13 protein-coding genes are annotated in these 11936 nt (G+C 70.7%); 9 read left to right on the top strand and 4 right to left on the bottom strand.

All coding sequences use genetic code 11. The features are described from left to right. The first annotated feature begins 33 nt into the window (after positions 1-33). The 9 genes from ACPXCB_RS22760 (at position 34) to ACPXCB_RS22720 (ending at position 6590) form a co-directional block, all read left to right on the top strand. Positions 34-324: a BMC domain-containing protein gene (locus tag ACPXCB_RS22760; RefSeq protein WP_101409717.1), complete on the top strand. Its 291-nt coding sequence runs from the start codon at positions 34-36 to the stop codon at positions 322-324. 23 nt (positions 325-347) lie between these two features. Then, on the top strand, positions 348-686 hold the full coding sequence (locus ACPXCB_RS22755) for a BMC domain-containing protein (protein ID WP_089000517.1): 339 nt from the start codon (positions 348-350) through the stop codon (positions 684-686). Then, entirely contained in the window at positions 673-936 is a 264-nt protein-coding gene (locus ACPXCB_RS22750; RefSeq protein ID WP_151454616.1) for a EutN/CcmL family microcompartment protein, read from the top strand. Before ACPXCB_RS22755 ends, ACPXCB_RS22750 begins: the two co-directional genes overlap by 14 nt. Positions 937-956: 20 nt before the next feature. After that, positions 957-2468, top strand: coding sequence for a 2-hydroxymuconic semialdehyde dehydrogenase (locus ACPXCB_RS22745; protein ID WP_425877567.1), 1512 nt, complete (start codon positions 957-959; stop codon positions 2466-2468). After that, complete coding sequence (locus ACPXCB_RS22740) at positions 2465-3259, top strand: 2-keto-4-pentenoate hydratase (protein ID WP_425877566.1); 795 nt, start codon at positions 2465-2467, stop codon at positions 3257-3259. The genes ACPXCB_RS22745 and ACPXCB_RS22740 overlap by 4 nt, the downstream gene beginning before the upstream one ends. 79 nt (positions 3260-3338) lie before the next feature. Continuing rightward, complete coding sequence (locus ACPXCB_RS22735; protein ID WP_425877565.1) at positions 3339-4280, top strand: acetaldehyde dehydrogenase (acetylating); 942 nt, start codon at positions 3339-3341, stop codon at positions 4278-4280. Then, positions 4277-5332, top strand: coding sequence for a 4-hydroxy-2-oxovalerate aldolase (dmpG, locus tag ACPXCB_RS22730; protein ID WP_425877564.1), 1056 nt, complete (start codon positions 4277-4279; stop codon positions 5330-5332). Before ACPXCB_RS22735 ends, dmpG begins: the two co-directional genes overlap by 4 nt. Then, entirely contained in the window at positions 5329-6102 is a 774-nt protein-coding gene (locus ACPXCB_RS22725) for a 2-keto-4-pentenoate hydratase (protein ID WP_425877563.1), read from the top strand. Before dmpG ends, ACPXCB_RS22725 begins: the two co-directional genes overlap by 4 nt. 74 nt (positions 6103-6176) lie before the next feature. Next, positions 6177-6590, top strand: a complete 414-nt coding sequence (locus ACPXCB_RS22720; RefSeq protein ID WP_425877641.1) for a RidA family protein — start codon at positions 6177-6179, stop codon at positions 6588-6590. An 82-nt stretch (positions 6591-6672) separates the two neighbouring features. Here ACPXCB_RS22720 and ACPXCB_RS22715 read toward each other — a convergent pair whose 3' ends face one another. From ACPXCB_RS22715 to ACPXCB_RS22700, 4 genes are all read right to left on the bottom strand, one after another. Further along, positions 6673-9018, bottom strand: coding sequence for a glycogen debranching protein (locus ACPXCB_RS22715; protein ID WP_425877562.1), 2346 nt, complete (start codon positions 9016-9018; stop codon positions 6673-6675). Between the two features lie 177 nt (positions 9019-9195). Continuing rightward, on the bottom strand, positions 9196-9945 hold the full coding sequence (locus ACPXCB_RS22710; protein WP_425877561.1) for an AAA family ATPase: 750 nt from the start codon (positions 9943-9945) through the stop codon (positions 9196-9198). Between the two features lie 212 nt (positions 9946-10157). Further along, complete coding sequence (locus ACPXCB_RS22705) at positions 10158-10973, bottom strand: ribonuclease HI (RefSeq protein ID WP_425877560.1); 816 nt, start codon at positions 10971-10973, stop codon at positions 10158-10160. Positions 10974-11007: 34 nt separating this feature from the next. Beyond that, entirely contained in the window at positions 11008-11769 is a 762-nt protein-coding gene (locus ACPXCB_RS22700) for a hypothetical protein (protein ID WP_425877559.1), read from the bottom strand. Positions 11770-11936 lie beyond the last annotated feature (167 nt).

Below are 11936 nucleotides of genomic sequence, written 5' to 3'. Positions count from 1 at the left end.
GAAGCCGACCCGCAACCAGAGCAAGGAGCAGACATGCGAAACGTGGCCGTGGGCTTCGTCGAAGCCGAGGGTTACACCCCCATCTTCGACGCCGTCGACGCGATGGTGAAGGCCACCGAGGTCGAGGTGACGAAGGTCGTACGCCTCGGCGGCGGCATCGTCGCGGTCGCCGTGCGCGGCGACCTCGCCACCGTCGAGGAGGCGGTGGACATCGGCGAGGAGACCGCCCGGGTGCGCAGCCGCTCGGTGCGCTCGATCGTCTTCGCCAGCCCCTGCGACGCGGTGAGCGCGTTGGCCGCCGAGCCTGACCTCGTCGGCAACTGACAACCGGGTAAGGAGAATCAGCCATGTCCTCCGACATCGCGATCGGAATCGTCGAGACACGCGGCCTGGTGGCCCTCTCGGCGGGAATCGAAGCCATGATCAAGACCGCCGACGTCCGGTGCGTGGCCGTGGAACGGGTCACCAGCGGCTACCTCGCGGTCGCCGTCCGGGGCACCCTCGCCGCCGTACGCCAGGCAGTCTCCGCCGGGGAGGCCGCCATCCGCGCCCACGGCGAGCTGCGCAGCTCCCAGGTCTACCCGAAGCCCCACCCGACCACGGCGGCCCTGCTGGACGCGCCCGAACCGGCCCGCATCCGCGAGGTCATCGCCGGCCTGCGGGGAGAAACCGATGGTGCTCGGTGACGTCGTCGGCAAGGTGTGGGCCGACCGCATCCTGCCGGCGTTGCAGGGCAGGCGGCTCGTCCTGGTCCGCCCGCACGGCGACGGGCCCGACCTCGTCGCCGTCGACCCCCTGAACGTCGGCGTCGGCACCACCGTCCTGGTCGTCACCGACGAGGCCGCGGCGGCCGTGACCGGCCAACCCACCGTGGACGCCGCCGTGGTCGCGCTCGTCGCCGACCTCGGCAGCGAGCGGACCGAACCCAGCACCTGAACCGGAAGGGACACCTGACGATGGCCGAGTCATCCTGGCCGGTAAGTCTGCGCGACGGCCACCCGGGCGCCGACCCGCCGACCCTGCGCAACTTCGTGGGTGGTGAGTTCGTCGAGGGTGGGCGGCGGTTCGTCAAACGCAGTCCGGTCACTGGTGAGCCGGTGTTCGAGGTGGCCGAGGCGGATCGGGCGTGTGTGGACGATGCGGTGGCGGCGGCGCGGGGGGCGTTGCGGGGGCCGTGGGGTCGGATGGGCGAGCGCGAGCGCGCGGAGGTGTTGCGTCGGGTTGCCGACGAGTTGGAGCGTCGTTTCGATGATCTGGTGACTGCTGAGGTGGCGGATACGGGTAAGTCGATTTCGCAGGCGCGGACGTTGGACATTCCGCGTGGTGCGGCGAATTTCCGTGCGTTCGCGGAGATCGTGGCGACCGCGCCGACGGAGTCGTTCACCACGGTCACCCCGACCGGTGGGCGGGCGTTGAATTATGCGGTGCGTAAGCCGGTGGGTGTGGTGGCGGTGATCGTGCCGTGGAACCTGCCGCTGCTGCTGCTCACCTGGAAGGTCGCTCCGGCCCTTGCCTGCGGTAATGCCGTGATCGTGAAGCCCAGCGAGGAGACGCCCGCCTCGGCGACGCTGTTGGCGGAGGTGATGGCCGCCGCCGGGGTGCCGGAGGGTGTGTTCAACCTGGTGCACGGGTTCGGCCCGGATTCGGCGGGGGAGTTTTTGACCCGGCATCCGGACGTCGACGCGATCACGTTCACCGGTGAGTCGTCGACTGGCAGCGCGATCATGCGGGCGGCGGCTGATGGTGTGAAGGCCGTGTCGTTCGAGTTGGGTGGCAAGAACGCGGGGTTGGTGTTCGCGGACGCGGATCTGGATGCGGCGGTGGCCGGTTCGGTGCGGTCGAGTTTCACCAACGGCGGTCAGGTGTGTCTGTGCACGGAGCGGGTCTATGTGCAGCGGCCGGTGTTCGAGGAGTTCACGGCGCGGTTGGCGCAGCGGGCTGGTGAGTTGTCGTTCGGGTGGCCCGCGGACGAGGCGACGGTGAACATGCCGCTGATCTCGCATCAGCATCGCGAGAAGGTGCTGGGCTATTACGACCTGGCCCGTCGTGAGGGCGCGCAGGTGCTGACCGGGGGCGGCACGCCGGGCTTCGGTGACGCGCGTGACGGTGGGGCGTATGTGCAGCCGACGGTGTTGACGGGGCTCGCTGCGGATGCGCGGACCAATCGTGAGGAGATCTTCGGGCCGGTGGTTCATGTGGCGCCGTTCGATGATGAGGATGAGGCGTTCGCGTTGGCGAACGGCACGGAGTACGGGCTGGCGGCGGCGGTGTGGACGCGGGACGTGGGTCGGGCGCACCGGGCCGGTATGGGGTTGGACGCGGGGATCGTGTGGGTGAACACGTGGTTCCTGCGGGATTTGCGGACACCGTTCGGTGGGGTGAAGGCGTCCGGGATCGGGCGCGAGGGCGGCGTGCACTCCCTCGACTTCTACTCCGAACTCACCAACGTCTGCGTGGACCTGACATGAGCGTTGATTACGAGGCGGCGGCCCGGGAACTGGTCGAGGCGCGGGACGACGGTAAGCCGTGTGCGCCGCTGCGGGGGCGGTTGCTGCCGGAGGGGGACGTCACGTCGGCGTACCTGGTGCAGCAGCTTCAGGTGCGGCGGTGGTTGCAGCGCGGTCACCGGCGGGTGGGTGCGAAGGTCGGGTTGACGTCGCGGGCGGTGCAGGAGTCCTTCGGTGTCTTCCAGCCCGATTTCGGGGTGCTGCTCGATGACATGGCGGTGCCTGACGGCGTTGAGGTCGACATCGACCGGTTGTTGCAGCCTCGGGTGGAGGCGGAGGTCGCCTTCGTGTTGGGTGGGGATCTGCCGGACGAGCGGATCACCGGCGCGGATGTGATCCGGGCGGTCGATCATGTGTTGCCGGCGATCGAGATCGTGGATTCGCGGGTGGCGGGGTGGGACATCTCGATCGTGGACACGGTGGCGGACAACGCCTCCAGTGGCCTGTTCGTGCTGGGTACCACGCCGCGTCGGCTCGCCGACGTGGACCTGCGGCTGTGCGGCATGGTCCTCGAACAGGCCGGTGAGCCGGTGTCGGTGGGGGCGGGCGCGGCGTGTCTGGGTAATCCGTTGCATGCGGTGCAGTGGTTGGCGCAGACGTTGGCGCGCTCGGGTGATCCGCTGCGTGCCGGGGATGTGGTGCTGTCCGGGGCGCTGGGTCCGATGGTGCCGGTGACAGCGGGTGCGGCGTACGAGGCGCGGATCTCGGGGCTGGGTTCGGTGCGTACCTGCTTCTCGGGGGAGGCGTCGTGAGCGCGATGGCGGTCTTCGCGGTGATGCGTGCGTGGAATGGCCTGGCGACCGTCGCGGTCTTCGGTGAGGGGGAGGCGTCGTGAGCGTTGGTGTGGCGGTGATCGGGTCGGGCAACATCGGCACCGATCTGATGATCAAGGTGCTGCGGTTGTCGGAGTCGCTGCGGATGGTGGCGATGGTCGGCATCGACCCCGACTCCGACGGTCTGGCGCGGGCGCGCCGGTTTGGTGTGGCGACGACCGCCGAGGGTGTCGACGGCTTGGTGGCGATGCCGGAGTTCGCGGATGTGGAGTTGGTGTTCGATGCGACGTCGGCGGGCGCGCACCGGCGCAATGACGCGGTGTTGGCGGCGCATGGTCGGCTGGTGGTGGATCTGACGCCGGCGGCGATCGGTCCGTATGTGGTGCCGCCGGTGAACCTGGACGAGCACCTGGGTGAGCGCAATGTGAACATGGTGACGTGTGGTGGGCAGGCGACGGTGCCGATCGTCGCGGCCGTGGGTCGGGTGACGCCGGTGGTGTACGGGGAGATCGTGGCGTCGATCGCGTCGAGGTCGGCGGGGCCGGGGACGCGGGCGAACATCGACGAGTTCACGGAGACGACGGCGCGGGCGATCGAGGTGGTCGGCGGCGCGCAGCGTGGTAAGGCGATCATCGTGTTGAATCCGGCGGATCCGCCGTTGTTGATGCGCGACACCGTCTACTGCCTGTGTGAGGACGCCGACGCCGATCGGGCGGCGATCGCCGCATCGGTGGCGCAGATGGTGGCGGCGGTGCAGGAGTACGTGCCGGGGTACCGGTTGAAGCAGGACGTGCAGTTCGATCGGGTGGATGCGTATGTGCCGTCGTTGGGTCGGCGTCTGAGCGGGTTGCAGGTGTCGGTGTTCCTGGAGGTCTCCGGCGCGGGCCATTATCTGCCGGCGTACGCGGGGAACCTGGACATCATGACGTCGGCGGCGCTGCGTACGGCGGAGCGGCTGGTGGCGGTGCGTTCCGGGGCCGCCTCGGGGGTGCTGTCGTGACCGATCTGTACATCCAGGACGTGACGTTGCGCGACGGCATGCACGCCGTCGCCCACCGCTACACCGTGGAGCAGGTCCGCACCATCGCCGCCGCGCTCGACGCCGCCGGGGTGGCGGCGATCGAGGTCGCCCACGGTGACGGGCTGGCGGGGTCGAGTGTCAACTACGGCCATGGTGCGGCCAGTGACGCGGACTGGATCTCGGCGGCGGCGGAGGTGATGACGAACGCGAAGCTGACGACGTTGCTGCTGCCGGGGATCGGCACCATCGCGGATCTGAAGGCGGCGAAGGCGCTCGGGGTGACGAGTGTGCGGATCGCGACGCATTGCACGGAGGCGGACATCTCGGCGCAGCACATCGCGTGGGCGCGGGAGAACGGCATGGACGTGTCCGGGTTCCTGATGATGTCGCACATGAACGACCCGGCCGCTCTGGCGGGGCAGGCGAAGTTGATGGAGTCGTACGGGGCGCACTGCGTCTACGTCACCGACTCCGGCGGCCGACTCCTCATGTCCGACGTCGCCGAGCGGGTGGATGCGTACCGGCAGGTGTTGGAGCCGACCACGCAGATCGGTATCCACGCCCACCACAACCTGTCCCTCGGCGTCGCCAACAGCGTCGTCGCCGTGGAACACGGCCGGATCCTCGGTGACGGGCCGCTCGGCTCCCCGTCCGGGCGGACGGTCCGCGTGGACGCCTCGCTGGCGGGGCAGGGTGCGGGGGCGGGTAACGCGCCGTTGGAGGTGTTCGTGGCCGTCGCGGAGTTGCACGGGTGGGAGCACGGTTGTGACGTGTTCGCGCTGATGGACGCCGCTGACGACATCGTGCGGCCGTTGCAGGACCGGCCCGTGCAGGTCGACCGGGAAACCCTGTCCCTCGGTTATGCGGGGGTGTATTCGAGTTTCCTGCGGCATGCGGAGCGGGCGTCGGACAAGTACGGGGTGGACGTGCGCTCGATCCTGGTCGAGTTGGGCCGCCGCCGCATGGTCGGCGGGCAGGAAGACATGATCGTGGACGTGGCACTGGACCTCGCCGGCAAGGAGACATCATGATCGGGCCGGACACCGCCGGTATCGCCGAGCGCCTCGGCGTGGCGGCGGACACCGCCACCGCCATCGCGCAGTTGGCTGCCGAGACGGGCTTGGACGTGGATGCGGCGTACGCGGTGCAGACCGCGTTGATCCAGCGTCGCCTCGACCGGGGCGAGCGTCTGATCGGGTTGAAGATGGGCCTGACCAGCAAGGCGAAGATGGCGCAGGTCGGCGTGGACGAGGTCATCTGGGGCCGGCTCACCGACACCATGCGCATCCCCGACGGCGGCACCCTCGACCCCACCGCCTTCATCCACCCCCGCGTCGAGCCCGAAGTGGCGTTCCTGCTCGACCGCCTGCCCGAACCGGGCGAGCCGGTCGGGGACTTCACCGACGCCGTACGCGCGGTCGCCCCGGCCATCGAGGTCATCGACTCGCGCTACGCCAACTTCACGTTCTCCCTGCCGGACGTGATCGCCGACAACACCTCCGCCGCCGCCTTCACCATCGGCCCCTGGTCACCGGTCCCCGACGGCCTCAACAACCTGGGTGTGCTGCTGGAGATCGACGGACGCGTCGCGCAGGTCGGCTCCACCGCCGCGATCCTCGGCGACCCCCGCCGCGCCCTCGACGAAGGCATCCGCCTCGCCGGCCGCCACGGCGTGCGGCTGCGCGAGGGCTGGGTGTTCCTCGCTGGCGCCGCCACCGCCGCCGTGCCCCTGAAACCCGGCGCCCACGTCCGCGCCGTCGTCGACCACCTCGGCACCACCTCCCTGCGAGCGTCGGCATGACCACGAGCCAGGGCACGACCGCGAACCACAGCACGCCCGCGAGCCAGGACACGAGCGCAGGCCACGGCACGGGCGTGCAGGCGCACGTCGTCGCCGGCAAGGCCGTACCCCGTGGCGCGTTCCCGCACGTCAAGGTCGCCGGCGGGTTCGTCTTCGTCTCCGGCACCTCCAGCCGCCGCCCCGACAACACCTTCGCCGGCGTCGACGTCGACGAGCTGGGCACCACGAACCTCGACATCCGCGCGCAGACCCGCGCCGTCATCGACAACATCCAAGATCTGCTGAAGACAGTCGGCGCCGACCTGAGCGACCTCGTGCAGGTCACCACCTACCTCGTCAACATGAACGACTTCGGCGGCTACAACCAGGTCTGGGCCGAGTACTTCGACGCCACCGGCCCCACCCGCACCACCGTCGCCGTGCACCAACTACCCCACCCGCACCTGCTCATCGAGATCCAAGCTGTGGCCGCACTCCCCCTGACCTGACGCCGTTCGGCGTGAGTTTCGAGGGTTGACGAGTAGGCGCGCCCGTCGGGCCCAGTTCGACGGCGGCGCACCGCCTTTTGGGTCAGCGGGCGATGAGCAGCAGCAGGCTGTGACCGCGCAGCAGGTAGTTGGTGCCCTGACCGCCGAGCAGCGTCTCCGAACCCGGTACGGCGACCTGGTTGGCGCCCTCCGCCCAGGTGGCGGTGTCGGTGACCCGGTACCAGTTCTTTCCGGCTCCCGGGGACGGGAGCGTGAAGTTCACGTCCCCGGACCAGCCGTTGTAGCCGACGTAGATCGCCGGGGCCGGGTCGCCGAACTCGGTGCCGTCGATCCGCCAACCCAGCGCGTGGTTGTTGGCGTTGCCCCAGTACGCGCCGTCCGGGCTGATGCCGGCCGGGGTGAACCAGGCCAGCTGGGCAAGCCCGTTGCCGTTGGTGTCGGCGGCGGAGTAGAAGCTCGCCGGCCGTAGCGCCGGGTGCGCGTGGCGGAAGGCGGCCAGCCGGGAGGCGAAGGTGCGGAAGGTGCTCTGCTCGGCGGTCGGACTCCAGCCCAGCCAGTTCGCCGACGAGTCCAGGTTGTACGGGTTGTTGTTGCAGCGGATGCCGCGCAGCACCTCGTCGCCGCCGGTGACCATCGGGGTGCCGGCCGACAGCATCAGGAAGGCGTGCCCGTTGCGGGCGGCCCGGCGCTGGTCGGCGGCGATCCCGCCGTGGTCCCAGGAGATGTTGTCGTCGCTGCCGCCGTCCGACGGCCCGTACGGCCACGCCTGGTTGTTGTTCTTGCTGTTGCAGGCGTACAGGTCGGCCAGGGTGAACCCGTCGTGGGCGACCATGAAGTTCACCGAGTGCCACGGCCGTCGCCCGTCGTCGCCGTACAGGTCGGAGGAGCCGGCGAACCGGTCGGCGAGCTGCCCCGGGGTGACCGGGGCGACGCCGAGCTTGTTCTGGTCGCGGCGTAGCGTGTCCCGGTACTGCCCGTTCCACTCCGACCAGCCGGCGGGGAAGTTCCCCACCTGGTACGTCCCGGCGCCGAGGGCCCACGGCTCGGCGATCCAGTCGACGCCCGTGCCCCCGCCGCCCGATCGGGGCGGCATCTCCCGGGTGATCCGGTTGAGTGCGGTGTTCGGGTCGGTGCGGCTGTAGGAGAAGCAGCCGTGCTGGCAGGTGTTGCCGAGCACCGAGGCGAGGTCGTGCCGGAAGCCGTCGACCCCGAGCGTGTTCTTCCAGTACGCCAGCGAGTCGACGATCAGGTCCTGGGCGACCGGATTGTAGGTGTTGTAGTTGCCGCCGACGCCGGTGTTGTCCCAGGAGGACTGCCGGTCGGCGGTGAGCGAGTAGTAGGTGGGGTTGTCCAGCCCACGCCAGGAGACGATGTCGTAGACGTTCGACCCGCCGGAGCTGTAGACGCCGCCTTCGCCGGTGTGGTTGTAGACCACGTCGAGGAGCACCTTGATTCCGGCGTCGTGGAACGCCTTCACCATCTGCTGGAACTCCCGGGTCGGCCCGCCTGGCGAGCGGTCGTAGGCGTACCGGCGGTCCGGGGCGAAGTAGTTCAGGGTCATGTAGCCCCAGTAGTTGTCGCCTGTGGTGCCGGTCGGATCGACGTCGTTGGTGTCGTTCTGGGTCTCCTGCAACGGCAGGAACTCCACCGCGGTCACCCCGAGCGAGGCCAGGTAGGCGGCCTTCATCCCCGCGCCCCGGTAGGTGCCCCGGTAGGCGGCCGGCACCGACGGGTCGTTGCGGGTCAACCCGCGCAGGTGCACCTCGTAGACGAGGTCGTCCTTCAGGGCCCGGCCGGGCTTCGTGCCGAAGGCGGGCGTGGCCGTGGGCAGGACGACCCCCTTCGCCGCGTGCGGGCCGCTGTCGACGTTTCGGTGCGTCGGGCCGGAGGCGTACACCGTCGAGGAGGTCATGCCGGGCCGCAGCGGGTCGTGGCTGATCTCTCGGGCGTACGGGTCGAGCAGGAGCTTGTTGGGGTTGAACCGGTTGCCGGTGGCGTCCACGTCGGCGACGAACCCGACCGAGGAACCCTTCGTCCAGCCGGTGCGGTACGGCCAGTTCGGCCCCCAGGCCCGGTAGCCGTAGTAGACGGTGCCGGTGATGCCCGCGCTGCGCAGCGCGGCGACGTCGACGGTGACGCTGAACGTGCCGACGGTGTCCCTGGTGAGCAGATAGCTGGCGTTCTCCTGGGTGCCGGTGGGCACGGCGTAGAGATTGACCGTCATCCGGGTGGCCGCGGACGAGTGGACCCGGAACGTGATCCGCGATGCGGCGCTGTCGTAGCGGGCGCCGAGCGTGCGGGAGTCGATCCCGGCGACGGCCGGTGCGGGCGCGGTGACCAGGGGCGCGGCGACGCTGGCCAGCGCGGCGCAGAGCAGGGCGGCGAGGGTGGCTCGGGCACGCGAGGCTGGCGGTACGGGCATGGTCATCTCCGGACGGGACGCGAAACCGGGTGCTTGCAAGTTCCTGCAAGATTTACGAAAAGGTAACAGCCGATTTCACGCTCGTAAAGAGTGCCATCGATCTCCGACCGTCCCGCCGGTCGTTGGCCGAACCGCCGAGTGCCGTTCGAGGTCGACAACGAGGTGTTCCCCGCCAGCAGCGCGTCACAGGTCGCCGGTGGGCCGCAGCGTCACCACCGACCGCTGCGCACGGCTCACCTCCACGATCCGGACCCTGCCTGGGCCGAGCCGGTGGACCGCCTCCGGCAGGCGGACGTCGTGGGTGAAGACCACTATCTGCCGCCGCACGGCCAACGCGGCGAGCACCCGGGCCACGCCGTCCACCATGGCCGGGTCCATGCCCCGCACCGGGTCGTCGGCGACGACGAACCGGAAGGGGCTCTCCGGCGCCCACCCGGAGGGCAGGACCCGCTGGCTGGCGTCGGTGAGCCGACTCAGCTCGGCGGCGGTGAGGAACGGCCGATACCGCTCCAGCGGGCGGGCCAGCCCCAGCTGCGCCAGGCTCCAGTGCCGTCCCCGCTCGCTGGCGACGGTGACCTCCGCGTCGGCCAACGTCGCGCCGAGCGGCCAGGACCGGGTCACCGTCACCGGCTTCGCCTCCCCGTCGACGTGCAGCTGCGCCACGATCCAGCACGGGTCGGGGGAGTGCAGGTTGCGCCATCCCGTACGCCAGTCGATGTGGCGTTCCGCCCAGCGGGCGCTGTCGCCGGTCAGCGCCAGCTCGACGGCCTCCGCGAAGCTCGACTTGCCCGAGCCGTTGCGCCCGACCACCAGGGTGATGCCGGGGCCGGGGTCGATCCGCAGAGTGCGTTCCGGGCCGACGGCGCGGAACCCGGCGACCGTGATCGAGGAGAGCCAGATGGCGTGGTCGGGCGGCTGACGGGGGACCGGCATGCTCGTCTCCGGATGTGTGCGGCTGGTCTGGGTCAGCGGGCTGGACGGTCAGGGGGTGTGGCTCGGCAGGCGGAAGGTCACCGGTGGGCCGGTCTGCCAAAGGATCAGGCCGGGGCCGACCCAGGAAGGGAACGCCTCCGTGTACGAGTCGACGCTGTGCTGGCCATCGAGAACCACGATCATCTCCCGGGGTGATAAGTGAGCCGGCGTGGTCAGCTGGCGACGGTGGTGTGCCAGTCGCGGAGGAACGCGTCGACCAGCGCGTGCGCCCGAGGGCGTACGTCGAAGGACTCGCCGAGCCGGCGGCGGGCCATGTGGGACAGGCCGTCGGCGGCCTCGTTGAGCGCGTGGCCGCTGTGTCCCTTGACGTGCGCGAAGGACAGATCCGGCCGCCGACCCACCAGCTCGGCGAGCCGGACCAGGGTCGGCTGAGCCGACGAACTGCGCGGGCGCAGGCTGTAGCCGACCGGCATGGCGTCGGCCTCGCCGGCCTGCCAACGGTGCAGGTACCGCAGGGCGGCCAGACTGTCCAGCAGCACGGTCATGCCGGTCGGCGCCCGGTCGTACGCGGACAGCAGGAAGTCGACCGCCCGCAGCTCGTTGATCAGTACGCGCGACGCGCCCGTCGGATCCAGCCGGCCGGTGCCCCGGCTGCGCAGGCCGTAGTGGCCGTCGCTGACGACGTACCCGATGCCGCCGGCGCGCCCCTTCCAGCTGGCGTCGGTCGCGGCGACGAGCGGCGCGGACGTCCCCGCCCAGCGACCGACCCGGCCGCGACCGCGTTCGGGGTTCGGCTGCGGGCGGTGGACCTCGTGCCGGGCGGCCTGCTGCTCCGCCGTGTCGAGCAGCTGCCGGGCCGAGGCGACCTCGTCGTAGTGCGCGGCGGTGAGGGCCAGCCGCACGGCGTCGCCGATGCGCTGGCAGTCCTCGCAGCGGGTGACGCGGGCGTAGGCGCGCAGCGCGACGGCGCGCTCGTGCAGGGGAGTGGGGAGCAGGTCCAGGGCGCGCAGGAACTCATCGGGACGCACGACGCCTCCTGACGTCTCGTGGGTGGGAGATGGATCAGAGGACCTTGATCGAGTCGACCTGGAGCAGCGGCACCGTCGTCCCGCCGCCGATCTGGGTGTCATAGCTGAAGGCGCTGAGCACGGTGATGCTGGCGCGGAAGATGTCGTCCTCCACCAGGTCGTCGAGGTCTGCCGCCGACCCGGTGAGGAGCGTGTTCGTCTCGTAGTCGTACTCGTCGGCCATCCGCCGGTGCGCGACGTTCGCCCGGAAGGTGTCGACACCCGTCGCGGCGTCGAACTGGGTGACCCGGCCGAACACCACGTAGGTCTGGCCGACGTACGCGTCGGGGTTCTTGGCGATGAGCTTCCACTGCCGCTCGCTCAACGTCTTGTAGGACGGCGGCCTCGGCTTGGGCGGGGGCGTCGTCTTAGTCGGGGACGGCGCCGCGCTGGTCGGCGCGGTAGTCGTGGGGGTAGCGGTCGTCGGCGCCGCCGCGGCCGGTGCGGCGCTGCGCGGAGCGGGCGACGTCGAACTGTTCGCGCGGGCAGCCGGGTCGGTGTCGTCGCCGGCCGCCGCGCCGATGACGACCCCGGCGGCGAGGGCGGTGACGAGGGCGAGGGCGCCGACGGCCCAGGTCCGGCGGTGGGAATGCTGCGGCGCGGCGGGGGCCCCGAGCGCGACCCCGGCCTGTGGGACAGTCTCCTCGCGGGTCGGTACGGCGGTGACGGCCGGCGAGTCCTGCGGCGACGGGTTCGGCTCCCGCGCCTGCTGGTCGGTCGGCTCTTCGGACGGCCTCGGGGTGGTCGGATCGGTCACGACGGTTCTCCTGTGAACTGCGGTGGATGGGAGCGGGACGCCGGGAGGCGAGGGGGCGGGCGGAACGCCCGCCCCGACGAGACGGCGGGAGGACGCTCCTATGCCGCGTCAAGTGGTTGGGGTGGGGTTTCGAGGCGTCGGTAGAGCTCGCGGGCGACGTAGCGTTT

This window comes from Micromonospora sp. DT62 (genome assembly GCF_049847285.1).
Lineage (GTDB): Bacteria > Actinomycetota > Actinomycetes > Mycobacteriales > Micromonosporaceae > Micromonospora > Micromonospora reichwaldensis.
Note: the sequence above shows the minus strand (reverse complement) of the source record. Positions and strands in the feature narration are given on the sequence as shown.